The 24,834-nt window shown below is 65.7% G+C and carries 28 protein-coding genes; 15 read left to right on the top strand and 13 right to left on the bottom strand.

Features of this window, described 5'->3' with window-relative positions; translation table 11 throughout:
• Positions 1–59: 59 nt before the first annotated feature.
• From ccmB to ABIE56_RS10445, 9 genes are all read right to left on the bottom strand, one after another.
• Positions 60–746: a heme exporter protein CcmB gene (gene ccmB / locus ABIE56_RS10485; RefSeq protein ID WP_429243758.1), complete on the bottom strand. Its 687-nt coding sequence runs from the start codon at positions 744–746 to the stop codon at positions 60–62.
• Positions 743–1,369 carry a cytochrome c biogenesis heme-transporting ATPase CcmA gene (gene ccmA / locus ABIE56_RS10480; protein WP_429243757.1) on the bottom strand — a complete coding sequence of 209 codons (627 nt, stop codon included), beginning with the start codon at positions 1,367–1,369 and terminating at the stop codon, positions 743–745. The genes ccmB and ccmA overlap by 4 nt, the downstream gene beginning before the upstream one ends.
• Positions 1,370–1,483: 114 nt before the next feature.
• Positions 1,484–2,845: an FAD-dependent oxidoreductase gene (locus tag ABIE56_RS10475; RefSeq protein ID WP_429243756.1), complete on the bottom strand. Its 1,362-nt coding sequence runs from the start codon at positions 2,843–2,845 to the stop codon at positions 1,484–1,486.
• 83 nt (positions 2,846–2,928) lie between these two features.
• Positions 2,929–3,429, bottom strand: coding sequence for a polyhydroxyalkanoate synthesis repressor PhaR (phaR, locus tag ABIE56_RS10470; RefSeq protein WP_045829959.1), 501 nt, complete (start codon positions 3,427–3,429; stop codon positions 2,929–2,931).
• A 106-nt stretch (positions 3,430–3,535) separates the two neighbouring features.
• The gene (locus ABIE56_RS10465) at positions 3,536–5,110 is read right to left on the bottom strand and encodes a DHA2 family efflux MFS transporter permease subunit (protein ID WP_429243755.1); all 1,575 of its coding nucleotides are present in this window, start codon (positions 5,108–5,110) and stop codon (positions 3,536–3,538) included.
• Positions 5,107–6,303, bottom strand: coding sequence for an efflux RND transporter periplasmic adaptor subunit (locus tag ABIE56_RS10460; protein WP_429243754.1), 1,197 nt, complete (start codon positions 6,301–6,303; stop codon positions 5,107–5,109). Before ABIE56_RS10460 ends, ABIE56_RS10465 begins: the two co-directional genes overlap by 4 nt.
• Positions 6,300–7,760 (bottom strand): efflux transporter outer membrane subunit, encoded by a 1,461-nt coding sequence (locus ABIE56_RS10455; protein WP_429243753.1) that lies wholly within the window; start codon positions 7,758–7,760, stop codon positions 6,300–6,302. The genes ABIE56_RS10460 and ABIE56_RS10455 overlap by 4 nt, the downstream gene beginning before the upstream one ends.
• Positions 7,757–8,275 (bottom strand): MarR family winged helix-turn-helix transcriptional regulator, encoded by a 519-nt coding sequence (locus tag ABIE56_RS10450; protein ID WP_429243752.1) that lies wholly within the window; start codon positions 8,273–8,275, stop codon positions 7,757–7,759. The genes ABIE56_RS10455 and ABIE56_RS10450 overlap by 4 nt, the downstream gene beginning before the upstream one ends.
• Positions 8,276–8,426: 151 nt before the next feature.
• Positions 8,427–9,194, bottom strand: coding sequence for a TatD family hydrolase (locus ABIE56_RS10445; RefSeq protein ID WP_429243751.1), 768 nt, complete (start codon positions 9,192–9,194; stop codon positions 8,427–8,429).
• Positions 9,195–9,340: 146 nt separating this feature from the next.
• Here ABIE56_RS10445 and ABIE56_RS10440 point away from each other — a divergent pair, with 146 nt between their 5' ends.
• Positions 9,341–9,946 (top strand): glycine zipper 2TM domain-containing protein, encoded by a 606-nt coding sequence (locus ABIE56_RS10440; protein WP_429243750.1) that lies wholly within the window; start codon positions 9,341–9,343, stop codon positions 9,944–9,946.
• A 32-nt stretch (positions 9,947–9,978) separates the two neighbouring features.
• Positions 9,979–10,443, top strand: a complete 465-nt coding sequence (locus ABIE56_RS10435; protein ID WP_429243749.1) for a glycine zipper 2TM domain-containing protein — start codon at positions 9,979–9,981, stop codon at positions 10,441–10,443.
• Positions 10,444–10,598: 155 nt separating this feature from the next.
• On the opposite strand, the gene ABIE56_RS10430 is transcribed toward ABIE56_RS10435, so the two are convergent.
• Positions 10,599–11,033, bottom strand: a complete 435-nt coding sequence (locus ABIE56_RS10430; RefSeq protein WP_429243748.1) for a cell wall hydrolase — start codon at positions 11,031–11,033, stop codon at positions 10,599–10,601.
• Between the two features lie 486 nt (positions 11,034–11,519).
• A complete protein-coding gene (locus ABIE56_RS10425; RefSeq protein ID WP_429243747.1) occupies positions 11,520–12,305 on the bottom strand; it encodes a YgfZ/GcvT domain-containing protein in 786 nt (261 codons plus the stop codon).
• Between the two features lie 126 nt (positions 12,306–12,431).
• Between ABIE56_RS10425 and ABIE56_RS10420 the strand changes: the two genes are divergently transcribed.
• The 9 genes from ABIE56_RS10420 (at position 12,432) to lolD (ending at position 18,876) form a co-directional block, all read left to right on the top strand.
• Positions 12,432–12,599: a DUF1674 domain-containing protein gene (locus tag ABIE56_RS10420; protein WP_429243746.1), complete on the top strand. Its 168-nt coding sequence runs from the start codon at positions 12,432–12,434 to the stop codon at positions 12,597–12,599.
• Between the two features lie 57 nt (positions 12,600–12,656).
• Positions 12,657–13,049: a succinate dehydrogenase, cytochrome b556 subunit gene (gene sdhC / locus ABIE56_RS10415; RefSeq protein WP_429243745.1), complete on the top strand. Its 393-nt coding sequence runs from the start codon at positions 12,657–12,659 to the stop codon at positions 13,047–13,049.
• Positions 13,046–13,432, top strand: a complete 387-nt coding sequence (sdhD, locus tag ABIE56_RS10410; protein ID WP_429243744.1) for a succinate dehydrogenase, hydrophobic membrane anchor protein — start codon at positions 13,046–13,048, stop codon at positions 13,430–13,432. Before sdhC ends, sdhD begins: the two co-directional genes overlap by 4 nt.
• A gap of 3 nt (positions 13,433–13,435) precedes the next feature.
• A complete protein-coding gene (sdhA, locus tag ABIE56_RS10405; RefSeq protein ID WP_429243743.1) occupies positions 13,436–15,223 on the top strand; it encodes a succinate dehydrogenase flavoprotein subunit in 1,788 nt (595 codons plus the stop codon).
• A 21-nt stretch (positions 15,224–15,244) separates the two neighbouring features.
• Positions 15,245–16,030: a succinate dehydrogenase iron-sulfur subunit gene (locus ABIE56_RS10400; RefSeq protein WP_429243742.1), complete on the top strand. Its 786-nt coding sequence runs from the start codon at positions 15,245–15,247 to the stop codon at positions 16,028–16,030.
• Positions 16,031–16,150: 120 nt separating this feature from the next.
• On the top strand, positions 16,151–16,399 hold the full coding sequence (locus ABIE56_RS10395; protein WP_429243741.1) for a succinate dehydrogenase assembly factor 2: 249 nt from the start codon (positions 16,151–16,153) through the stop codon (positions 16,397–16,399).
• On the top strand, positions 16,371–16,778 hold the full coding sequence (locus tag ABIE56_RS10390; RefSeq protein WP_429243740.1) for a hypothetical protein: 408 nt from the start codon (positions 16,371–16,373) through the stop codon (positions 16,776–16,778). The genes ABIE56_RS10395 and ABIE56_RS10390 overlap by 29 nt, the downstream gene beginning before the upstream one ends.
• Before the next feature lie 174 nt (positions 16,779–16,952).
• Positions 16,953–18,194: a lipoprotein-releasing ABC transporter permease subunit gene (locus tag ABIE56_RS10385; RefSeq protein WP_429243739.1), complete on the top strand. Its 1,242-nt coding sequence runs from the start codon at positions 16,953–16,955 to the stop codon at positions 18,192–18,194.
• On the top strand, positions 18,187–18,876 hold the full coding sequence (gene lolD / locus ABIE56_RS10380; protein ID WP_429243738.1) for a lipoprotein-releasing ABC transporter ATP-binding protein LolD: 690 nt from the start codon (positions 18,187–18,189) through the stop codon (positions 18,874–18,876). The genes ABIE56_RS10385 and lolD overlap by 8 nt, the downstream gene beginning before the upstream one ends.
• A gap of 116 nt (positions 18,877–18,992) precedes the next feature.
• On the opposite strand, the gene ABIE56_RS10375 is transcribed toward lolD, so the two are convergent.
• The gene (locus ABIE56_RS10375; RefSeq protein ID WP_429243737.1) at positions 18,993–19,748 is read right to left on the bottom strand and encodes an anti-sigma factor family protein; all 756 of its coding nucleotides are present in this window, start codon (positions 19,746–19,748) and stop codon (positions 18,993–18,995) included.
• A complete protein-coding gene (locus ABIE56_RS10370; protein ID WP_429243736.1) occupies positions 19,745–20,260 on the bottom strand; it encodes an RNA polymerase sigma factor in 516 nt (171 codons plus the stop codon). Before ABIE56_RS10370 ends, ABIE56_RS10375 begins: the two co-directional genes overlap by 4 nt.
• Positions 20,261–20,394: 134 nt before the next feature.
• Here ABIE56_RS10370 and ABIE56_RS10365 point away from each other — a divergent pair, with 134 nt between their 5' ends.
• From ABIE56_RS10365 to ABIE56_RS10350, 4 genes are all read left to right on the top strand, one after another.
• Positions 20,395–21,474 (top strand): catalase family peroxidase, encoded by a 1,080-nt coding sequence (locus ABIE56_RS10365; RefSeq protein WP_429243735.1) that lies wholly within the window; start codon positions 20,395–20,397, stop codon positions 21,472–21,474.
• Positions 21,471–22,004 (top strand): cytochrome b, encoded by a 534-nt coding sequence (locus tag ABIE56_RS10360; protein WP_429243734.1) that lies wholly within the window; start codon positions 21,471–21,473, stop codon positions 22,002–22,004. Before ABIE56_RS10365 ends, ABIE56_RS10360 begins: the two co-directional genes overlap by 4 nt.
• Before the next feature lie 197 nt (positions 22,005–22,201).
• Positions 22,202–23,233: an aminopeptidase gene (locus ABIE56_RS10355; protein WP_429243733.1), complete on the top strand. Its 1,032-nt coding sequence runs from the start codon at positions 22,202–22,204 to the stop codon at positions 23,231–23,233.
• Between the two features lie 187 nt (positions 23,234–23,420).
• Complete coding sequence (locus ABIE56_RS10350) at positions 23,421–24,686, top strand: dicarboxylate/amino acid:cation symporter (RefSeq protein ID WP_429243732.1); 1,266 nt, start codon at positions 23,421–23,423, stop codon at positions 24,684–24,686.
• Positions 24,687–24,834 lie beyond the last annotated feature (148 nt).

Genomic DNA, 24,834 nt, shown 5'->3' with positions numbered 1-24,834 from the left:
TCATCAACGGTTCGTGCATCGCGGTGAGTCCCCCATGGACGCCCCGCGGTTGCGTGCGCTCATGATTCCATCGCAATGCGCAGCGCGGCGGCGCACGCCAGGGGCGCGAGCACCACGGCAAGCGCCAGGCCAGCGCCCAGCCACGCAATGGGCGCGATCCAGGGCAAGCCATCCTGAGCGGCGGCCACGGCCCCGGCGGCAAAGATCACCACGGGTACGCACAACGGCAGCAACATGAGCGCCAGAAGCATACCAGAGCGTTTTGCCCCGGCCGTCAGTGCCACCAGTACCGCACCAAGCAGGCTGAGCAAGGGCGTGGCGATCGCCAGGGCCAGTACCAGCACCCCGGTGGCAGCCGAAGGCAGGTGCAGCATGCCGGCCAGCACGGGCGCCACCACGATGAGCGGCAGGGCCGCGGTGAGCCAGTGCGCCAGGATCTTCATGCCCACCAGCAGCGCCAGCGGTTGCGGGGCGAGCATCAGCTGCTCCATGGAGCCATCGTCGATATCGGGCCGGAACAGGCCATCCAGCGAGAGCAGCATGGCCAGCAGCACGGTCACGAACACCACGCCGCCCGCAATGCGGGCCAGCAACGCGGGCTCCGGCCCCAGGGCGAACGGAAACAATGTCACCACGATGACGGCATAGAGCACGGGCAGGGCGATATCGCCGCGGCGGCGCCAGGCCAGGGTGAGGTCGCGGCCCAGCAGCGCGGCGCAGGCGGCGGTCGTGCTGCCGGGCGTCACGCGTGCAACCGGATACGGCGGGGCTCGTCGCCCGCGAAGGTGACCGCGCCGTGGCTGGTCACCAGTGCGGCACCTCCACGTGCGGCGTGTTCGCGCAGCAGGCGGTTCACCAGTGCGATGCCTTCGCGATCGAGGTTGGCGTAGGGCTCGTCCAGCAGCCATACGCGGGCCGGCAGCAACAACAGGCGCGCCAGTGCGGCGCGCTTCTTCTGCCCTGCGGAGAGGCGGCGCACCGGTTCGTCCTCGAACCCCGCAAGCCCTACATCGGCCAGCACGGCATCGATCTGCGCACCGCTACGCACGCCATACAGGCCAGCGGATACCCGCAGGTTCTCGCGCGCGGAAAGGTCGAACTTCAGGCCCAGGTGGTGGCCGAGGAACACCACGGCGCCGGCCATGGTATCCAGCGAGAACGGCGCACCATCGAGCAGTACCTCGCCCTCACCAGCACGCAACATGCCGGTAAGCACGCGCATCAGTGTGGTCTTGCCGCTGCCGTTATCACCCTCCACCAGCGCGATCTCGCCGTCATGCAGCGCGAAATCAACCGGCCCGAACACGGGCTCGTCCTGGCGTAGAAAGCACAGTGCGCGGGCTTCGAGCAGGGGCTGGGCGGTGGTCATCAAGGGATTGTTGCGGCACCAGCGTGCGATGTCTATGCAGGAGCACGCTTGCGCGCGATCCCCGTTGCGACAACCTGTCGCGATGCCGCCATGCGATCGCGCGCGAGCGCGCTCCTACAGGGGCAAGGGTGGCAGGGTGGCTTCGAGCGTGCGTACGGCGGCATCGAGGTCCACGCTGGCCACCTCGTCGTGCCCTCGCAGCAGCTGTTCCACCAGCGTGTCCTGGGCCTGCCCGCGCTCCAGCGCGTAGGCGTAGGGCAGGTGGGTGAAGGTGACCATGCGGTAGCGTGGCAGGTAGTGCGTGGGCGAGCGTTGCGCCAGCAGGCCACCCAGTTCGCGCATGCGCAGGAAGTGCGGGTCGGCGACCTTGTCGCGCATCTCCACGTAGTTCTCCAGCGCCATGCGCGCAATGGCATCGGCGTTGGGCTTGCGCGTGGCCTCGAACGCGGCGAAGACGGCCGCCGGGTCGTCCGGGGTCGCTTCGAACAGGCGCGCGAGTTCCGCGGCATCTTCGAAGCCGCAGTTCATGCCCTGGCCGTGGAACGGCACGATGGCATGGGCCGCGTCGCCGATAAGTAACGCGCGCCCGCCGATGTGCCAGCGGTCGAGGTACAGGGTGGCCAGCGAACCCACCGGGTGGTCCGACCAATCCTTCGCGAAGTCGGGCATCAGATCCAGTGCATCGGGGAATTCGGCGCGGAAGAATGCTTCGGCGGCACCTGCGCCAGCGATGGTACGGAAGCTGGGGTGCTCGCCGTCATTGGGCAGGAACAGCGTGACCGTGAAGCTGCCCTCGCGGTTGGGCAGTGCGATGCACATGTAGTGGCCGCGCGGCCAGATATGCAGGGCGTTGCGCTCGATGGCAAAGGGCGCCGAAGGATCCTTGCGCGGCGGGATCTCCAGTTCCTTGTAGCCATGGCCGAGCTCTTCGATACGCTCGCCCAGCGGTGCATGGCGGTGCATCTCGGCGCGCAGCGCGGAACCCGCGCCATCGGCGCCAATGACCACGGGGGCCTCGACGGTGCGTTCGCTGCCATCGGCCGCGCGCAGGGTTAGCGTGCCTTTCTCCAGGTCGGCATAGGCCAGGCCCTGGTCGAAATGGATGGTGGCACCCGCGGCTTCCGCGGCATCCAGCATCAGGGTATTGAGCCCGCCGCGCGATACCGACCAGATCACTTCGGAATCGTCCACGCCATAGCGCTGCAGGCCACTGTGGCCGGCCGGGTCGTGCACCATGCGCCCGCGCATCATCACCGCCTGGGCCAGCACCTGGTCGGCCAGGCCGGTGGCGCGCAGCGCATGCAGGCCGCGTTCGGCCAGGGCAAGGTTGATCGAACGGCCGCCGAGGAACCCGGCTTTGCGGGGATCGGGGCGCTTTTCATAAACGGTGACGCGGAAACCGCGCTGGGTCAGCAGGGTGGCGACCAGGGCGCCGACGAGGCCGGCGCCGACAACGGCGATGTCGTTACGGGGCATGGAGCCTGCCTGGGCGATATTGCGGGGCAGCGCATCGTGCGCCGCAACGCCGCCGAGGGCAAGCCCTCAGGCGGCGCCGGGTATCAGCTGGCTTTCTTGCCGCCGCGCGGCGGCACGTGGGTGGCGGCCGCCGGCTTGGCGGTGGCCGCATCGAGGAACCCGCGCTGCATCGACTTCCATACGTCGAGGTTGCGCTCGGTCATCTCGTTGAGCATGGACCACGGGGTCTGGCCCATCATGGTGTTGAGCTGGTTGCGGAACTGCTGCTGCTGGTCGAGGAACACCTGCAGGCTGCGCTCCAGGTACGGCCCCATGAAGCCCTGCAGCGAATCCCCGTAGAAACGGATGATGTGCGACAGCAACTGCGAGGAGAGCATCGGCTGGCCGTGCTCCTCATGCTCCGCGATGATCTGCAGCAGCACGGAGCGCGTCAGGTCCTCGCCCGACTTGGCGTCCCGGACCTCGAAATGCTCTCCGTCGAGGACCAGCTGGCGAACTTCTTCCAGCGTGATGTAGCTCGAAATTTCCGTGTCGTACAAACGACGGTTCGGATACTTTTTGATGATGCGTAGGGTTTGTGCCATGCGGCGAACGCTACCACGAGGTATTGCGCCGCACCAGTTGGTTTCACGGCGTGTAAACGTTTTCAGTCACAGTGCGTGAATTTGGATCGATTTACGTAACTTGGATTTAATGACCCACGGCGCCGCCGGCATTGCCGAACGGGGGCTTGGCGAGCCACAGAATCGGAATCAGGGCCAGGAACAGGATCCCGCAGGTCCAGAAAACGTCATTTACGGCCAGGGTCAGGGCCTCGCGGTTCACCACCTGGTCCAGCACCGTGAGCTGCGGCTGCCCGTGCAAGCCAACCCCCTGCAGTTTCTGCACATAGGCCATCGCTGCCGGCGAGGCCGGGTTCACGTACTCGGTAAGCGATGCGTGGTGCGCCTCACCGCGGTGCTGCCACAACGTGACCGTGATCGCCGTGGAGACGCTGGAGGCCAGCGTGCGGCAGAAGTTGGCCAGGCCCGATGCGCCGGCGATCTGGTCCGGGCGCAGGTCGGAAAGGAAGATCTGGTTCAACGGAATAAAGAAGCAGGCGATGCCGATACCCATGACAAAGCGCGGTAGCACCAGCGTGGCGAATGACGCGCCGCTGTTGAACGTCGAGAACCAGAACGAGGTGAAGGCGAACACGATGAACGCGAACGTCACCACCGCGCGCAACTCCAGCCGCTGGATGTTCTTGCCGATGATCGGCGACATAAGGAATGCGAGGATGCCCACCGGCGCGGTCGCAAGGCCGGCCCACGTGGCCGTGTAGCCCAGCGTGGTCTGCAACCACAGCGGGAACACCACGGTGATGCCGAAGAAGCCCAGCATGCCCAGCGACAGCGCGGTAACGCCCACGGCGAAGTTGCGCCGGGCAAACAGCGACAGATCGACCACGGGGTGCTTCGCGGTGAGCTCCCAGATGATCAGGAAGGTGAGTGCCACCAGCGCGACGAGGCCGAGCGTGAGGATGAGCGGTGAGGCGAACCAGTCGTGGTCGTTGCCGTTATCCAGCATGAACTGCAGGCAGCCCACGCCGATCACCAGCAGGAACAGGCCCACCGAATCGATCGGTGCGCGCACGATCTTCGTTTCACGTGAGCGCAGGATGCTCCACGTAACGACACCGGCCGCTGCACCCACGGGCACGTTGATGTAGAAGATCCACGGCCAGGAGAAATTGTCGGTGAGGTAGCCGCCGAGGATCGGGCCAAAGATGGGCGCCACGACCACGGTCATGGCCCACATCGCCAGCGCGATGCCTTGCTTCTCCTTCGGGTAGCTGGCCAGCAGCAGCGAGAGCGAAAGCGCCACCATCGGGCCCGAGCCCGCGCCCTGCAGCAGGCGGAACACCACCAGCATGGGCATGCTCGTGGCCAGGCCGCAGAGCATGGAGAACAACACGAACAGCGCCACCGAGAAGCAGAACGTCTTGACCTCGCCAAAGCGCTTGGCGATCCAGCCGGTGAGCGGCTGCATCACCGCGCTGGCCAGGGCGTACGAGCTGATCGCCCAGGTGCCTTCGTTCGAACTGACGCCGAGGCTACCGGCGATATGCGGCACCGCCACGTTCACGATCGTCATGTCCAGGATCTCCATGAAGGTGGAGAACGCGACAGCGATCGTCAGCAGGACCAGTGGCAGGCCGTGCAGGGGTTTCGGGCCCGCGGCAGGCGCGGGCACGGCATCCGGGGTGGCGGTGGTATCGCTCAAGGCGCGCGCGCTCCGAGGTTCTGCTGCACGATCACATCGGCGGCGGCATCGGCCTTGGCGGCCACGTCGTCGTACACGGTGGTCTGCGCCACCGGCGTGGTCGAAGGCGCCTTGGCCAGCACATCGCCCTTGTCATCGGTGATGTTCACGGTGACGGCGGTCGACAGGCCAATGCGCAGCGGATGCTGGTCCAGGTCCTTCGAATCGATGGCGATGCGCACCGGTACGCGCTGCACCACCTTGATCCAGTTGCCTGTGGCGTTCTGCGCAGGCAGCAGCGAGAACGCGCTGCCGGTGCCGGCACCCAGGCCGACGACGTGGCCGTGGTATTCCACGCCACCGCCGTAGATATCCGATTCCACCTTGGCCGGCTGGCCAATGCGCACGTGGCGCAGCTGGCTTTCCTTGAAGTTGGCATCCACCCACAGGTCGTGCAGCGGCACCACCGTCATCAGCTGCTGGCCGGGCTGCACGCTGTTGCCCACCTGCACGCTGCGCTGCGCGACGTAGCCATCGATCGGGGCGACGATGGCGTTGCGTTGCGCGGCCACCCAGGCCTGGCGGAAGTTGGCACGGGCCTGCTGCACGGCCGGGTTGGTTTCCACATCGGCACCGTCGACCAGGGCACGGGCGGCATCGGCCTGGCGCTGGGCGGAATCGAGAGCGGACTGCGCGCTTTCGACCGCGTCGCGTGCGTGCTGCACTTCTTCCGGGGCCACGGCCTTCTCGGCGAGCAGCGGAATGCGCCGCTTCAGGTCATCCTGCGCACGCTTCAGATCCTGGCGGCGTGCGCCGAGCGAGGCATCGGCACTGGCAGCGGATTGTGTCTGCTGGCGTACCTGGCGCACGGCCTGGGCCAGCGCGGTGCTGGCCTTGCGCAGGGCGATGTCGCCGTCGGTCGGGTCCAGCTTCACAAGCACCTGGCCCGCGTTTACACGCTGGGTATCGTCGGCGAACACGCCCACGACGATGCCAGGCACCTGGGCGGAGATGCCCACCTGGTTGCCGCCCACATAAGCGTCATCGGTCGTTTCGCGGGTCGAGAAGACGAACAGCCACAGCAGCAGCCAGGTCGCCGCGGCGAGCAGGAAGACCACGAGGGCGATCAGCAGCGCACGGCCGCGCTTGCGCTTGTCCTTGGGCGCGTTGCCGCTTTCGGCCGCGAGCGTCGTGTCGTTAGGGGTGGCGCTCATGGGCTCTGGGCTCCGTCGGTGCTGGGCGTGGAAGGGGAATTCGGAAGTTCGGCGCGGTAGCCGCCACCCAGCGCCTTGATCAGGCTCACATCGGTGGAAAGCGCCTGGCCGTGCAGGTCGGTGGCCATGTCCTGCTGCTGGAGCAGGGCGGCTTGTGTGGCAAGTGATTCGCGGTCGTCACGGACACCGCGTGCGGCGCGCGCTTTGGCACTGGCGAGCAGGGTGGTCGCGGCATTCACGGCATCGCCTTGTTGCGTGCGCCGTGCCGCAAGCTGCTGCGCACCAAGGGCCTGCGTGGAAACATCGCGTGCGGCGGAGGCCACCGTGGCGTTGTACTGCGTTACCGCGGCATCGAGCTGGGCCTTGCTGACGCCGTGGTTCGCTTCCAGAGCGCCGCCTTCGAAGATGGGCAGGTGCAGGGCAGGGGTCAGAGAGAACACCCGGCTGTCGGCGTTAAACACCTTGTCCAGGTCAATACTGGAGAGGCCAGCCATGCCGCTGAGGCTCACATCCGGGAAGAACTGCGCGCGTGCCGCATCGGTCTGGCGCAGCGCCGATTCCACCTGCCAGCGGCTGGCGGCGATATCGGGACGGCGTGCCATCAGGTCGGTGCCCACGTTATCGGGCAGGCCCGGCGCCACATCAGGCAGGGCTCGTGGCGATAGGGCGGGCAGTTCGTTCGGTGACACGCCGACCAGGGCGGCCAGCGCGGCACGGCGAATGGCGGCCGAGCCTTCCAGTGCGGTCTTCTGCTGGCGGGCGCCGGAAAGATCACCGCGCGCCTGCTGCACCGTATCAGGCACGTCCACGCCTTGCTTCACGCGCAGCTCGGCGATGCGCAGTGCGCGTTCGCGCGAGGCGATGAGCTGGTCGGCCAGTGCCACGCGCGCTTCATCGGTAAGCCAGCCGAAGTAGGTGTCGGCCACCGTGGACTGGATCGATAGCGAGGCCGCCGAACGTTCGGCTTCCGCAGCACGGGCGCTGTCGATCGCCGATTCGATCGTATAGCGCTTCTTGCCCCACCAATCGAAGTCGTAGCGCACCTGCACGCCCAGGTCGGCCTGGTTGTACCAGGTGAAGCCGAGGAACTGCGCGGGGATAAGGCCGTGTTCGCTCATGCGCTGGCGGGTGACCTGCGCACTGCCATCCACGCGCAGGCCAGCCTGTGCCGCGGCGACGCGGATGTTCTGCTGCGCGCTATCCACGCGTGACTTAGCCTGCGCGAGATCGGGCGAGCCGCGCAGCGCCATCGCCATCAGCTGATCCAGTTGCGGGTCGTTGTACGCGCGCCACCATTGCGCCGCGGGCCAGCCCGCGCGGGTGCCGGCTTCGACACCGGCCAGCGGCACGTCATCGCGCAGCGCCGGGTGGTCGATCTTTGCGGGGACGTGGCAGCCGGCCAGCAACGCGGCCAGGGCCGCCGCCAGCAAGGCGGGGCGGAGAGGGGAGCGGGTCATGCGGTCACATCCGTGGGATCGAGATGCAGGGCGAGCTTCTTCAGCAGGTGCTCAAACGTCTTGCGTTCGTCGGCGCTGAAGCATGAGAACTTCGAGACGAGCTCGGGGAACATCGGCGGCAGCATCTGGCGGACGAAATGCTTGCCCTGGTCCGTGATGCTAAGAACGACCTGGCGGCGATCATGCGTGGCATGTGCCCGCGTGATCAGGCCGCGCTTGGCCAGCAGGTTCGTGATGCGGGTCATGTTGGTCGGCTTCTGCTCGGCCAGCGCACACAGCTCGCTTGGCGTGGAACTGCCGTCGGCGGCGGAGTACAGCATCATCAGCGTGCGGAAATCGCTGTCGTTCATGTCGAACGGCTTGAGCTTGGCTTCGACATCGCGCTGCAGCGCTTCACCCGTGAGCAGAAGCAGGCGGATCAACAGCACCTCGCACTTGGGCAGGCCCGGGATGATCTCGGCGACGCGGTCAACGCCGTCGTAGAGGGCATCGACGCATGGTTTCAGGCTGGACATTTTGCTGACGAATAGTTCGCTGGTGAACTATCAGGCTAGCAAGGGTTGGTTGCCGGGGCAAGGGTCGGGTGGCGTCGGGGTCCTGGATCGCGCGCAAGCCCCCGGGGCCGGGCGGAGTCCCGTAGGAGCGCGCTCGCGCGCGATGGCCTGGCTACGGCAGCCGAAACAACCCGGTGGCGTTCGCGGTGGTCACCCTCGCGATCTCCCCCGGATCCGTTTCGCGCAACGCTGCAATGGTCTCAAGCACATCCACCATATAGGCCGGCTCGTTCCTTTCGCCCCGGTGGTGCGCGCACGGCTGGTCCGGCGAATCCGTTTCCAGCAGCAGCCATTCGAGCGGCATTTGCTTCACCACGCGGTGGATGCGATTCGCGCGGTCGTAGGTGACGGGGCCGCCGATGCCGATATGGAAGCCCATCTCGAACAGCTGCCGTGCCTGTTCTTCGCTGCCCGAAAAGCTGTGCACTACGCCGTGCAGGCCGCCGATGCGGCGCAGGGTGTGGATGGTTTCCTCGAAGGCGCGGCGGGCATGCACGATCACGGGCAGGTTGTGTTCTTTAGCGATGTGCAACTGGCGGACGAAGAAGTGACGCTGGCGCTCGGGGTCCAGGCCTTCCACGTAGAAATCCAACCCAATTTCGCCCACGGCCACGGGACGCTTTGCCGCCAGCCACCCAGGAAGCTCCGCCAGGTGGTCCTCGCGGTGGTGGGCCAGAAACAGCGGGTGCAGCCCGTATGCCGGGTAAACGCCTTCACGCGCCGCACACAAATGCTCGATGGCTTCCCAGTTTCCGCGATCGATGGCCGGTACGATCCAGCGCCGCACGCCCGCCTGCGCGGCGCGCTCGAACATGGCGCCGCGATCGGCGTCGAACGAGTGGTCGTCGAGATGGGCGTGGGTATCTACCAGTTCGTGCATGCGGTTTGCTGCCGTTTTGCTTGTGGGCGCCAGTCTAAGGCGTCGTTCAGTTTAACGACTGTCAAATGTGTTTCGAGGCGTTCTTGCGAATTTCCGGGGCCACCGTGGCCCGGCAGGGCGCCGCTATTTTCCAGGAGAGTAGGGTTATGAGCAGGTTGAAGATTTCCGTCCTGAACGCCGGTTTGGGCGCGGCCCTGGTGCTGAGCCTTTCTGCCTGCAACCGCGATGCGAACGCCGATGTGGCCTATGGACACACGCCCGAAGCCGCACCGGCTGCGGCCCCGGCGCCTGAGCCGGCCGGCCCGAAGTACGCCCGCGTGGTTAGCGTGGATCCCGTCCGCGAGGCCGCCTCGGCCCCGCAGAAGGAGTGCCATGACGAGGTCGTGACCCGTCGCGCCCCGGTCAAGGATCAGCACCAGATCGCCGGTACCGCCATCGGTGCGGTCGCAGGCGGCCTGCTGGGCAACCAGATCGGCGGTGGCAAGGGCCGCACGCTGGCCACCGTGGCTGGCGCCGTGGGCGGCGGTTACGCCGGCCACGAGATCCAGGAGCGTCGCCAGGAGACCAATACGGTGACCAGCACGGTTCGCAAGTGCGAGACCGTGGCTGGAAAGAGTGGCGACAAGATCGTCGCCTACGATGTGCGCTACGAATACAACGGCGTGACCCGCTCGATCCGCATGGACCATGACCCGGGCGACCGCGTTGAAGTGCAGGAAGGCGTTTCGGTCGTCTCGGACGCCCGCCAGTAATCCTTATCGATCCTCCGCGAGGGCGTCATCGTATGCATAGCTTCGTCCGTAAGGTTGGCCTCGTCGCCGCTGCCATCGTGCCGCTGTCATTGACAGCGTGCTACGAGCAGCCGCGGCGCGTGTATCGCGAGGATCGCGTGGTGTACGAAGGGGGTTCGCGCCGTTGCGACCAGTGCGGTGTCGTGGATGACATCCAGCAGATCTACACCGATCGTCAGTCGTCGCCGCTGGGTGCGGTGATCGGTGCGGTTGCCGGTGGCCTGCTCGGCAGCACCATCGGCAAGGGTGATGGCCGTTCGGCGGCCACGGTGGGCGGCGCCGTCGTTGGTGGTGTGGTCGGTAATTCGGTCGGCCGCCAGAACGGCCAGGATGTGGCCTTCCAGGTGCGTATCCGCCTGGATGACGGCCGCTGGGCCACCGTGACGCAGCGTGAGGATCCGCAGCTACGTCGTGGCGACCAGGTGCAGATTCGTGGCGATCACGTTTATCGCCTTTGATCGTTTAGCCGTATAGCCGTCCAAAAAAAGAAACCCGCCGCGAGGCGGGTTTTCTATTGGCCAAAAAAAAGACCCTCGTCCGAGGGCCCCTTTTTCCCGGGAATCGCAAGCTGCCCGCTCTGATTCCTTTTCCCCGCGCGTTGGTAATGGCGTGATTAGTTCACGGCGTAGAACGCGTGGTCGCCGATCTTGCGGACGATGCGGCTGGCGGACCAGCTTGGTGCAACGGCCACGGTGGCAAAGTGATCGGCCTGCGGTACATAGACGAGGCGTTCGCCCTTTGGCAGGTTCCAGTTGTTGATGGAATCGCCGGCGATTTTCCAGGCCTTCGTCCAGGAAACGAGGTCGGTGACCTCAAAATCTTTCGGTGTGGTGGTGATAGCGAACTGGCGCGGAGCCGAGACGACTTCGCACACATTGTTGCCACCCATGCCGCGGTCGCGGCGACGGAGTGCAACTTCCGCCACGGCATACTGGCCGATGGTCGGTTCACTACGTGCTTCGAGGTACACCGTCGTCGCCAGGCACGTCTGGTCGGCAAGGTGGCTTGGAAGGACGGACGCCATCCAGAGCAAAGCGGAAAGTTTCATGTGTATCTGCCTCCAACGAGCTTTTCCGTCACTTGCGGCGTCTTGGAAGAGCCATGGGGGACGTACGGGCGGTAGACGGGCGGGCAGGCCGTTACTACCTGGACTAACCGAATGACATCCGCTTTGGATACGTAAGTTGGCGAATGGTTCGGGCGTCACACACTGTGACTTTACTGGGCGGCTGTCCGGAGCCTCCCGGTAGGGGTGTTGCTGAAAGGGAGCGGCATCGCAATGGCGGCGGCTCCGTCAGCTACAGCGCGCTCTAAGGCGGCGCGCGGTTCAAATCCTCCGGCTTTCGCCGGGTCGCGCCAGAACCGTCATCGTCGACGGATCGTCGCGGGTGTAACCAGGGCGATACACCATGGCCACGTAATGGGATCGGCGGAGACTAGTGGCGTGTCACGTTTTGCGCAAGTGCAGATGCGGCACGATTCAGCTAAGGCTCACGCTTGTACGAGATCAGTTTTTACGAAAGTGTGCGAAAGATCACGCAGCAAATGTCGACAAGATGTGCAGGCGCGCACCTTCGATTTCAAGAGTCTCTGCCTGAACAACGCTGTCATCCAATACGACAAGCGACATACGCAACTCGTCGGATTCGCTGTGCATCAACACGATTCCCGCATCGCGGCCGTTGATGCGTAGCGATTGTCCCGCATGAAGTGCGACATCCGGCCGCACCGTGCGCAGGTGGCGTTTGTGTCCACCTAGAAAATGCAGGCGTGCCGCGATTTCCTGGCCAGGGAAGCATCCCTTGTTGAACGACACTGCAAGCATGCGCTCCATCGATAGTGCAGGTGGAAGCAGTTCGCCGAGTGCATCATCGGGCAACCACGCGAAACCTTTTTCGACATGACGTGCAAGCCATGCGTCGTTGTCATCGCGTGCGCCGATATATATCGATGCATCGCCTTCGCCAAGAACGAGTGCACCGTGTTCGTCTTCATGCGCGTGCATGTCATCACGCGCACCGCCATCGGAAACGAAGCATGCATCGCCGAGCGTGATCGTTACCTTTGAACGAAACACAAAACGCTTCAGGTCATTGGCAAGCACTTCGCCATCGCCGCCGCGCGGCACGATGATGAAGCGGTCACCGGCGACACGGGCCACCTGGAGCAAGGCGCGGACCCGGCCCTTGGGATCGAGCCAGCCGCTCCACTGCCATCGGCCGGTGGCGAGGGCCAGCAGGTCGCTGCTGAGCTGGGCGTTGGCGAAGCCGGCGGCATCGGGGCCGGCAAGGGTGATGGGGCGAGTGGTACGGCTCGGCATGGGGGCGCAGGGAGGCTGGGGGAGGAGTAAGATATACGGTCGGGCCAAGGCCAAACCAAGGTTCGCCGGTATCGTCAAGGTTGTGCTGTGAAGGCACAGGTATTACGCTTTTAGAGTTTTATAACCATGTCCGACCATCCCTCAGCGCCCGAAAAGTCGAACGATTCCGCTCCCGCGAAACCGCTCGCACCACCGGTCGTCCCCACGAACGGTGAGCCCGGGGTCGAGAAAGCGCCTTTGGATCCCACCCGTTACGGCGATTGGGAAAAGAACGGACGCTGTATCGACTTCTGACCAGAAGGCGCACGAGGGCACGTTGGGCATTAGCGATTCCAATCCAGGATAGCCGCCATGGCACAAACGGGACGACCGCTCTCACCCCACCTCCAGGTCTACAAATGGCAAGTGCAGATGGTGACCTCCATCCTGCACCGCGCCTCCGGCATCATCCTTGCCGTCGGTAGCCTCCTTATTGTCTGGGGCCTCGCGTCCCTCGCCGCCGGCCCAGAAGCCTACGCGTCGTTCACCGCTTGCGCCGGCAGTGCCCTTGGCATGCTCGTGCTGATCGGCTGGACCCTGGCGTTCTTCTACCACCTGGCCAACGGCATCCGTCACCTGGTGCAGGACACCGGCAAGGGCTACGCCATCGCCTCGTTCGTCCGCTCCAGCTGGACCTCGATCGTGGTGGCCATCGTGCTCACCATCGCCGTGTGGGCTTACGTGCTCTCCGGAGGCCACGCATGAGCAAGGATCTGCGCAACCCGCTGGCCCGCGCACGCGGCCTCGGCTCGGCGAAGGAAGGCGTCAGCCACTGGATGCTCCAGCGCGTCACCGCGCTCGCCCTGGTGTTTCTGACCCTCTGGTTCCTGTGCACGCTGCTCGGCCTGCTGCACGCCGACTACGCCACGGCCCGCGCCACGCTGGCCAGGCCCTGGAACGCGGTGCTGGCCATCGCCTTCATCGTTACGATGTTCCGCCACGCCGTGCTCGGCCTGCAGGTGGTCATCGAAGACTACGTCCATACCCGCTGGCTCGAAGTGGCTTCGCTGGTCCTCATCAAGTTCATCGCCGTACTCGCCTCGCTCGCAGGCGTGCTTGCGGTGCTGCGCGTCGCGCTCGGAAGCTGATCCATGGAAGCCTACAAGGTTCAACAACATAAGTACGACGTGATCGTGGTCGGCGCCGGTGGCGCGGGCCTGCGCGCCACCTTCGGCCTGGCTGAGAAGGGCCTTAAGGCCGCGTGCATCACCAAGGTCTTCCCGACCCGTTCGCACACGGTCGCCGCGCAGGGCGGTATCTCCGCCGCGCTGGGCAACATGGGCGAAGACGACTGGCGCTTCCACTTCTACGACACGATCAAGGGCTCCGACTGGCTCGGTGACCAGGACGCCATCGAGTACATGTGCCGTGAAGCGATCCCGGCCATCATCGAGCTCGAGCACTACGGCGTGCCGTTCTCGCGCACCGAAGAAGGCAAGATCTACCAGCGCCCGTTCGGCGGCATGACCACGCACTACGGCAAGGGCACCGCGCAGCGGACCTGCGCCGCGGCCGACCGTACGGGCCACGCCATCCTGCACACGCTGTACCAGCAGGCGCTGGCCCACGACGCCACGTTCTTCATCGAATACTTCGCCATCGATCTCATCTTCGACAAGGATGGCGTCTGCCGCGGCGTACTCGCGCTCGACATGAACGAAGGCACGCTGCACCTGTTCCGTGGCCACGCCGTGGTCATGGCCACCGGCGGCTACGGCCGTGCGTACTTCAGCGCTACCTCGGCCCACACCTGCACGGGTGATGGCGGCGGCATGGTGCTGCGCGCGGGCCTGCCGCTGCAGGACATGGAGTTCGTGCAGTTCCACCCGACCGGCATCTACGGCGCCGGCTGCCTCATTACCGAGGGCGTCCGCGGCGAAGGTGGTTACCTCACCAACTCCGAGGGCGAGCGCTTCATGGAGCGCTACGCACCGAACGCGAAGGATCTTGCCTCGCGTGACGTCGTCAGCCGTGCCATGACCATCGAAATCCGTGAGGGTCGCGGCGTGGGTCCGAACAAGGACCACATCCACCTGAACCTGATGCATCTCGGCCCCGAGGTCATCAACGAACGTCTCCCGGGCATCGCCGAATCCGCGCGCATCTTCGCCGGTGTCGACGTGACCAAGGAGCCGATTCCGGTGCTGCCGACCGTCCACTACAATATGGGCGGCATCCCGACCAACTACCACGGCGAAGTGGTCACCAAGCTCGGTGACGATCCGGATGCCGTGGTGCCGGGCCTGTTCGCCATCGGCGAAGCGGCCTGCGTCTCGGTGCACGGCGCGAACCGCCTGGGCTCCAACTCGCTGCTCGACCTGGTGGTGTTCGGCCGCGCGGTGGCCAACCGTTGCGCCGAGGTCATCAAGCCGGGCACGGCCCATCCCGATCTGCCAGCCAATGCGCTGGACAAGGCCCTGGGCCGCTTCGACGCGCTGCGCTACGCCAACGGCAACACGCCGACGGCCGCCATCCGCGCCGAAATGCAGAAGACCATGCAGAACGACGCCGCCGTGTTCCGCACCGGTGAAACCCTGCAGGAAGGCTCGAGCAAGATTTCCGAGGTGTTCTCGAAGTTCCAGGACGTGAAGGTCACGGACCGCTCGCTGGTCTGGAACTCCGACCTGATCGAGACCCTGGAGCTTTCGAACCTGCTGGCCCAGGCCGTTGCCACCATGCATTCGGCCAACCAGCGCCCCGAGAGCCGCGGCGCCCACGCCCGCGAAGATTTCCCGGACCGCGACGACCACGACTGGCAGAAGCACACGCTGGTGTGGATCGACGAGGAAGGCCGTTCGAAGTTCGATTTCCGCCCGGTGCACATGTACACCCTGACGGATGAAGTCGAAGTCGTGCCGCCGAAAAAGCGCGTTTACTGATACCGGACCGGAGAGGCAATCGTGGCAGAGTTCACGCTACCCAAGAATTCCACTATTACGGCCGGCAAGCATTTCCCGGCGAAGGGCGCGAAGAATACGCGCACCTTCAAGATCTACCGCTGGACGCCCGATGACGGCCAGAACCCGCGCACCGATACGTACGAGGTTGATCTCGATACGTGCGGCCCGATGGTCCTGGACGCCCTGCTGAAGATCAAGAACGAGATCGATTCGACGCTCTCGCTGCGCCGTTCGTGCCGCGAAGGCATCTGCGGTTCGTGCGCGATGAACATCGGTGGCACCAATACGCTGGCCTGCACGCGTTCCATCGAGGAATGCGGCAGCGGCACCATCAGCATCTACCCGCTGCCGCACATGCCGGTGGTGAAGGATCTGGTGCCCGATCTCACGCACTTCTACGCCCAGTTCGCGTCGATCAAGCCGTGGATGCGTACGCAGAGCCCGGCTCCGGCCGACAAGGAACGCCTGCAGTCGCCGGAAGACCGCAAGAAGCTCGACGGCCTCTACGAGTGCATCCTGTGCGCCTGCTGCTCCACGTCGTGCCCGAGCTACTGGTGGAACGGCGATCGCTACCTCGGCCCGGCCATCCTGCTCCAGGCCTACCGCTGGATCGTGGATAGCCGCGATGAAGACACCGGCAACCGCCTGGACGACCTGGAAGATCCGTTCAAGCTGTACCGCTGCCACACCATCATGAACTGCGCGCGCACCTGCCCGAAGGGCCTGAACCCCGCCAAGGCGATCGCGGAGATCAAGAAGCTGATCGTGCAGCGCCGTTCGGCGTAAAACCCGGTGGTGCCACGACCGTTGTAGGAGCGCGCTTGCGCGCGATGGGTCCGCCGCAAGGCACCATCGCGTGCAAGCACGCTCCTACAGTCGTTTTTATCCCGCGCCAGGTACCTTGTTTTGGAAGAAGCCCGCCTCAAACGCCTGCGTTGGCGTACCCGCCGCGGTACCCGCGAGCTCGACCAGCTGTTCGGCTGGTGGCTCGATGCGCGTTTCGCCGACGCGGATGAGGGTGCCAGGCTGGCATTCGATGAACTGCTGGACGTGCAGGATCCTGATCTTTGGGATTGGGTGATGGGCCATGCCCGCGCCCCGCGCGACGACTGGCAGGCCATCATCGATGAGATCCGCACAAGGCATAACCTTTGAGCCACGGCCGTCGCCGCGGCTGACCTGGCTACTCTCCCTCGTGGTTTTCTCCGGCGCCCTGGCGCCGTGGCCCACCAGCCTGCCGCTGGTGGCACGGGCTTGCCTGTCCGCAGCGGCGCTGGCCTTTGGCGTGTGGGAGGTGCGTCGGTACCGCCAGGTGCCGTTGGCCGCCGTCCAATGGCACCCCCAGGGGGCCTGGGTGGTCGTGGACCCGGCCGGGAAGCCCTTTGCTGCGGAACCCCGGGACATTCGCGTGGTCGGTGAATGGGTCGTTCTACGGCTTTTCTGGCACCAGGGCACGGCTGCCCTGGTGCTGGGACCTGACAACATGGCCGCGGACGATCTCCGGGTCCTCCGCATCCGCCTCGGGTCCCTGTAGGAGCGCGCTTGCGCGCGATGGGTGCTTGCAGCGGGACCCATCGCGCGCAAGCGCACTCCTACAGGTGCCATCGGGCCGGCCGGGAGCTTGCCGCCCGGCTCTGCATCGGGCAATCTGCCGCGCGGTGCGCGCTTTTCGTGGCGGCCCCCTCTTTCAAGGTGCTTTTCGACAGGTATGTTCAGACCCCTCGAGCTCTTCATTGGCCTGCGCTACACGCGGGCCAAGCGGCGCAACCAGTTCATCTCGTTCATTTCGACAGTCTCCATCGTCTGCATCGCCATCAGCGTCACGGCGCTGATCACGGTCATGTCGGTGATGAACGGCTTCGATAGCGAGCTGCGTTCGCGCATCCTTGGCGCGGTGGCGCACGTCACCGTGTCCGGTATCGACGAGACGGTGCGCGACTGGCAGCACGCGGTGGACGTGGCGAAGACCACGCCGCACGTCGAGGGCGCTGCGCCCTACGTCGAGATCCAGGCGTTCCTGCAGGCACGCCGTTCCAGCGGTGCCATTATCCGCGGCGTCGTGCCGTCCATGGAGCCGAAGGTCTCCGATCTCGACCAGCACATGGTCGAGGGCAAGATGACCGACCTGACCGATCACAGCTGGAACATCATCCTGGGCCGTGAGCTGGCCCTGGAGCTGGGCGTTAATACCGGCGACAAGGTGACCGTGGTGGTGCCCCAGTTCACGGCCACCCCCATGGGCGCGGTGCCGAAGCTGCGTAACTTCACCGTCAGCGGCATCTTCGAGCTGGGCATGCAGGAGTACGACTCCAACCTGGCCCTGATCAGCATGCCCGATGCCGAGCGGCTGAATGGCCAGGAAGGCCCGACCGGCATCCGCCTGAAGCTCGACGACATGCGCCAGGCCTTCCCGGTCGCCCAGGACCTGGTGAACAAGCTGGGCCAGTCGTACAAGGTGCAGACCTGGATGGACACGCACGCCAACTTCTTCCATGCGATCGACATGGAGAAGACGGTGATGTTCGTGATCCTGTCGCTGATCATCCTGGTGGCGGTCATCAACCTCATCTCCATGCTGATGATGCTGGTGACCGACAAGCAGGCGGATATCGCCATCCTGCGCACGCTGGGTTCCACGCCGCGCAGCATCATGGCCATGTTCATGGTGCAGGGCCTGCTCGTCGGCATCGTCGGCATCGGCGTGGGTGTCACGCTGGGTTCGCTGCTGTCGTACAACCTGCCGGCCATCGTGAAGTTCATCGAGCACGTCACCGGGCACACCTTCCTGGCGCCCGACGTGTATTACATCAGCGAAGTACCGAGCCAGCTGCTGTGGTCCGACGTGGGCTGGGTCGTGCTCGTCACCTTCGGCTTCTCGCTGCTGGCCACCCTGTACCCGGCATGGCGCGCATCGCGCGTGCAGCCTGCCCAGGCGCTCCGTTATGAATAATCCGAACGATATCGTCCTGCGCGCCACCGGCGTCGCCAAGGTCTACGAAGAAGGCGACCTGCGCACCGGCGTGCTCTCCAACGTGAACTTCGAGCTGCGCCGCGCGCAGACGCTGTCCATCGTGGGCGCCTCCGGTTCCGGCAAATCCACGCTGCTGCACATCATTGGTGGCCTGGATACGCTTAGCGCCGGCAAGGTCGAGGTTAACGGGCGCGTATTGTCTGAGCTTTCGGATGCCGAGCGCGGCCGTGAGCGCAACCGGTCGCTCGGTTTCATTTACCAGTTCCATCACCTGCTGCCCGAGTTCACCGCGCTCGAGAACGTGTGCATGCCGCTGCTCATTCGCGGTGTCGCCATCGCGCAGGCGCAGAGGGAAGCCACGGCGTTGCTCGAGCGGGTGGGCCTGGGTGCGCGTTTGCGCCACCGGCCAGCCGAGATGTCGGGTGGTGAGCGCCAGCGTTGTGCCGTCGCCCGCGCGCTGGTAACGCGCCCGGCCTGCGTACTGGGCGATGAGCCCACGGGCAACCTCGATGAAGCGAATGCAGCGGCCGTATACGACCTGATGCTTGAGCTGAATCGCGAGATTGGCACCAGCTTCGTGCTGGTCACGCATGATCCGCGGCTCGCGAAGCGGATGGACCGCACGCTCGAACTCCACAACGGCGAACTGTTCGAGCGCTGAGCAGACCCGGGCAGGTACGCCTGCCGCTGGACCTTACCGGCTATGTAGGAGCGCGCTTGCGCGCGATCGCGCGCAAGCGCGTTCCTACAGGGCCCGGTAGGCCTGGAGCGTGTTGGTTAGATGGCTTTGCTGATGATCTTCTGGGCGGCGGCGCGGCCGGCGGCGTCGGCCAGGGCCACCACGGCGAAGTTGTGGTCGCCCGAGGACCAGTAGTTGGCCAGCAGGCCGCCATCCTCGCGCTCGCCACGCGGCAGCAGATGCCTCGCCGCGCCCGGCGGTCGTACGTAGAAGCTCACGGTGTGGCCGTTGCCATCGTCGTACAGCACCATGGCCGCCGGGCCCTGGTCCGTGGCGAACAGCCGGCCACCCATAGGGCGAAAGCCGGCATCCGCCAGGTCGGGCAGGCGCACATCGGCACCGACGCGGCCGCTCAGCCACGCGCGCAAATCGTTTTCGTTCGGCGTGCTGATATCCAGCCCCAGTCCATGATCCACTGCCAGCAGACGGTAGGCCTGCATGGCATCGGCCATCGGCTCCATGGCACCCTTGCCCATGCCGCGCGCCATCCAGCCGCCCATGGCACCCAGGCTCAGGCACAGCACGAAGCCGGCGGCGATAGCCACGCGACGCACGCGCCTCTCACCCAGGCGCCCGCGGATCACGGCCGGGTCCATGGCAGGGGCAGCCGTCGAAGCCAGGTCTCCCGCCAGCAGGGCGCGCAGTTGCTGGGCGCCCTGGCGCCAGGCCTGCACTTCCTCGGCACGTTCGGCATCCCGGGCCAGGTAGCGCTCCACGTGGCTGCGCCGCGGCTCATCCAGGTGGCCATCCACGTAGGCGTGGATATCGTGTTCGCTTGGCGGTGAGGTGGTCATTTCAGTAGCCGCAGGGCAGGGGTCTCGGTAGTGCCATCACCCAGCGCGCGCAGTGCGCGCCGGGCACGGGAAAGCCGGGACATCACGGTCCCGATGGGGACGCCCAGGATGCCGGCCACCTCCTGGTAGCTCAGCCCCTCGACGGTGACCCACAGCAGCAGGCTGCGTTGCTCATCAGGCAACGCTGCGAACGCGGCCAGGGTGGAGTGGGCCTCGGCCACCCGCTCCGCCGACGGCCACGTCGGCTCCTCTTCGCGCCCCAGCGCGCCCAGTAACAGCGCGTAGCGGCTGGCCCGGCGTTTCCCGTCAAGAAACAACCGGTACAAGATCGCGAACAGCCATGCCCGCAGACTCTCGTCATCACGCCGCGAGTTCCATTTCGCGAGCGCCCGTTCCATCGTCGACTGGACCAGGTCATCCGCCGCGTGCGCATCGCGGGCGAGCCACAGCGCAAAGCGCCGCAATCGCGGCAGCATGGTGCGCAGGGCGTCGTCGATATGCGGATCGGACATGCCGGGCCTCGTGCCGGAGCGGGACATGGGTTAGACGACCGTGGTGACGGAATATTCCGTTCACCGGGAATAAAAGTCGCTGACGTACGTCCCACCTTTTGCAGCCCCTTTCCCTGGGGCCAAGGAGAACCACCATGCAGGACCCCAGGAACCCGCGCCCGCCGTCAGGCCTTGCCTGGCGCTGGGGCGTGATCGGCCTGGCCGTTATCGGCACCGCGGCAGTCTTCGGCTATGCCGGCGGCTGGCTGGCCCCCGACCGGCTCAGCCCAAAGAAAATCATCAACGTGCTCCAGGCCAACGGCGGCGACCACCCCGGTTACCGGCGCAACCATGCCAAGGGCATCTGCGTGGGCGGCCATTTCGAATCGAGCGGCCAGTTGGCCCCGTTCTCGTCGGCCAAGCTGTTCGGTCCCGGCAATACGCCGGTGGTCGGCCGCCTGGCTATCCCGGGCGGTAACCCGCAGGCGCCGGACAGCTCTGCACCCATCCGCAGCTTCGCCCTGCGCTTTGACATGGCCGATGGCGAGCAGTGGCGTACGGGCATGAACGCCATGCCGGTGTTCCCGGTAGGGACGCCGCAGGCGTTTTACGACCTGAACGTGGCTACCGCACCCGACCCGGCCACGGGCAAGCCGAATCCGGACAAGGCGAAGGCCTTTTTTGGGACGCATCCGGAAACCGGCCCGTTCCTCATGTGGATCTCGCATGCCAAGCCGCCAGCAAGCTACGTGGACGAGACCTACAAAAGCCTCAACGCGTTCTACCTGCGTGACCCCGCCGGCCAGCGCCACGCGGTGCGCTGGCAGGTCGTGCCGGAGACGCCTTCCACGGGCGATGGCAGCCCGGCCGCCGGCGATACCGATTACCTGGCAGCCGATCTGCAGAAGCGCCTTGCGGCAGGCCCGGCGCGTTGGCACCTGCAGTTCGTTTTCGCCAACGATGGCGATCCGGTCGATGACGCCTCCAAGGCATGGCCGGACGACCGCAAGGTCGTCGATGCCGGCACCATTGTGATCGATAGCTGGCAGCCGCAGGCCGAAGGCCCGTGCCGCGACGTGAACTACGATCCCGCGATCCTGCCGCATGGCATGGAGATCTCGGGGGATCCCATCATCGTTGCGCGCTCGGCGGCGTATGCCGAATCGTACCTGCGCCGTACGAGTGAGGAAGGTCATCTGCCGGGCACCGAACGGCCGAAGGGGGAAACGCCATGAGCCGCTACGACACGTTCCACCCCGTGGCCCGCGTACTGCACTGGCTCATGGCCATCATGATCCTGTCGATGTTGTTCATCGGTGCGGGCATGGTGAGCACGCTGGCGGAGAAGCACGCCACGCTGGTCGCTATCCACCGGCCGCTGGGCATGATCATCTTCGTGCTCGCGTTGATCCGGCTTGGCTTCCGCCTGGCGCACCGTCCCCCGCCGTTGCCGGTCGATCTGCCTGAATGGCAGAAGCTCGCGGCGAAGGGTTCGCACTGGGTGCTGTACGCCCTGATGATCCTCATGCCGTTGATCGGCTGGGGCATGCTTTCCGCAGGCAAGTATCCGGTGGTGATGTGGGGCGGCTTCGTGCTGCCGCCGATCCTGCCGCAAGACCCTGCGCTGTTCGCATGGTTGCGCGAGGCCCACCGTTATCTCGCGTGGTTGTTCTTCCTCACGTTCCTCGCTCATATGGGTGCGGCCCTGATGCACGGCCTGATCCGCCGCGACGGAGTGCTCAAGTCCATGACGACAGGCAATTAAGGCTCGTGTAGGAGCGGGGGGGGGGGGGGGGGGGGGGGGGGGGGGGGGGGGTGGGGGGGGGGGGGGCGGGGGGGGGGGGGGTGGGGGCCCCCCCCCCCCACCCCCCCCCCCCCCCCCCCCCGCTCCTACAAAGGGCGGGCATTCGGGCAAAGGGCGCGCATTCGGTCAAAGGGTGCGCATTCGGGCACAATGCCCGTATGCGCCTTGCCCTCATCACCATGCTCGTGTTGCTCACCGGTTGTCGCAGCCTCGGCTACTACGCCCACGTCAGCCACGGGCAGATGGCGCTGCTTGCCGCGCGCAAGCCCATCGATAAGGTCATCGCCGATCCGAAAACACCGGACAAGGTGCGCAAGCGCCTGGTGACGGCGCGCGATGCCCGGCAGTTCGCGAGCGAGCAGCTCGATCTTCCGTTGAATCGCAGCTACACGTATTACGTGCAGCTGGATCGCCCGTGGGTGGCGTACAACGTGTTCGCCACGCCGGAGCTCTCGGTCGATCCGGTGGTGCATTGCTTTCCGTTCGCCGGCTGCGTGTCGTACCGCGGTTACTTCCGTCGCGAGCTGGCCGATCGCGAAGCCGCACGCCAGCAGGCGTTGGGTTACGACGTAAGCATTGGCGATGTACCGGCGTATTCGACGCTGGGTTGGTTCGCCGATCCGCTGCTGAGCAGCATGCTCGGCTGGGATGATGACGACCTGGTAGGCACGATCTTCCATGAGCTTGCGCACCAGAAGATCTATGTAAAGAACGATTCGTCGTTCAATGAATCCTACGCCAGCTTCGTCGAGCAGGAAGGCGTGCGCGAATGGCATGCGGCGAAGGGCCTCGTGGCACCCGATCCGAAGGGCGACATGCTGTCGCGCTCGTTCACCCAGCAGGTGCTTGCGTTACGCGACGGATTGAAGGCGATGTACGCGATGCCGATGACGGATGACGCCAAGCGTATCGCGAAGGTCGAGGCGTTTGAAGTCTTCCGTGGGCAATACCTTGCCTGGCGCGCGAACGAGGCGGGTGGCGATCACCGCTACGACCGCTGGATGGCGCAGCCGATGAACAACGCGAAGCTGCTGCCGTTCGGGTTGTACGACCAGTGGACCGGTGCGTTCGCTGCGCTGTTTGAGCGCAGCGACCGCCGGTGGCCGGCGTTCTTCGCCGCGGTGGACAAGCTCGCGAAGCTGCCGCCCGCCGAGCGCACCCGGGCCTTGAAGGCGCTACAGCCCCTGTAGGAGCGCGCTTGCGCGCGAAAGCAACCTTGCGGCGAGTCCCCATCGCACGCAAGCGCGCTCCTACAGGGTCTGCTGGCTATCCGCAACCCCTGGCGTTCACCCAGGGAAACGCTGTGTTCGCATCTGGCCGTCCAGACGGCCAATCGCGGGTGTATGGTCGGGCATCTGTTCCACGATGGCCCCGCTCATGTCCCTTGTTTCCTCCTGGTTCCGCATCCGTTTCTGGAAGCGCGTCGCTGCCGGATTCGTGCTGGGCGCGCTGGCGGGCTGGTTGCTTGGCCCCTCGGCGGCCACCTGGTTTGGCCCGCTGGGCGAGCTATACGTCACGCTGATCAAGATGATCGCCGTGCCGCTGGTGTTCTTTGCTGTACTCCACAGCGTCTCCAGTTTGCATGGGGTCAAGGATGTCGCGGCGTTGGGTTCCCGTACCTTTATCTGGTTCGCGGCGACCGCCACGCTAGCCGTGGTGGTCGGCCTGGGCGTGGCCCTGGCGACGCAGCCGGGCCTTGGTGTCGAAGGTCTCACCGCGCCTACGGGCTGGCACCCAAAGGTATTGCCCGAACCGATCAAGGTGCTGCTGGATATCGTGCCGGCCAACCCGTTTCGTGCGCTCACCGAGGGCAAGATCCTCCAGGTCATCTTCTTTGCCGGGCTGCTGGGCCTCGCCTTCGTGAAGATCGGCGAGAGATCCGCGCGGCTACGCGCGCTGGCGGGCGAGGCTAACGATGCGATGATCCAGGTAACCCGCTTCGTGCTGGAAGTAACGCCGTTCGGCACCTTCGGCCTGATCGCCGCACTGGTCGGCGCCTACGGTTTCGAAAAGCTGCTGCCGCTGGCTACGTTTGTCGGCGCCTTGTATCTCGCGTGCGCCTTGCAGATCGTGGTCGTGTACGGCGGCCTGCTGCTTGCCCACGGGCTGAATCCGCTGAAGTTCTTCCGCGCCGCGTTCCCTGCGATGCAGGTGGCTTTCACGTCGTCGTCCAGCTTCGCCGCCATGCCGATCGCGCTGCGCAGCGTGGTGCGCAATATGGGCGTGAAGGAGGAGTACGCGGCGTTCGCCGTGCCGCTGGGCGCAAGCATCAAGATGGATGGCTGCGGTGCGATCTACCCGGCGATCTCGGCGGTGTTCATCGCGCAGTATTTCCACCTGGACCTGCAGCCGGCGCAGTACATCATCATCCTGCTGGCGTCAGTGCTGGGCTCGTTCGGTACCGCAGGCGTGCCGGGTACCGCCACCGTGATGGTGACCCTGGTGCTGAGTTCCGCGGGCCTGCCGCTGGAAGGCATCGGCTACCTCGTCGCGATCGATCGCATCCTCGACATGATGCGCACCATGACCAACGTGACCGGGCAGATGGTGGTGCCGGTGCTGGTCGCACGCGAGCGCGGCATTCTGGATCTCGAGGTTTATAACCGGGCGTCCAGCGAACTGGTAGCCGAACAAGTCGCCTGATGCGCTTTCTGTAGGAGCGGGGGGGGGGGGGGGGGGGGGGGGGGGCGGGCGCCCCCCCCCCCCCCCCCCCCCGCCCCCCACCGGGGGGGGGGGGGGGTGGGACGGCCCCGCCCAAATAGCCCGAACCCCAAAAAAAAACCCGGAAGCC

This window comes from Luteibacter sp. 621, assembly GCF_050435445.1.
Classification (GTDB): Bacteria; Pseudomonadota; Gammaproteobacteria; order Xanthomonadales; family Rhodanobacteraceae; genus Luteibacter.
The sequence above is the reverse complement of the archived record's forward strand: the minus strand, read 5'-3'. Positions and strand labels throughout refer to the sequence as shown.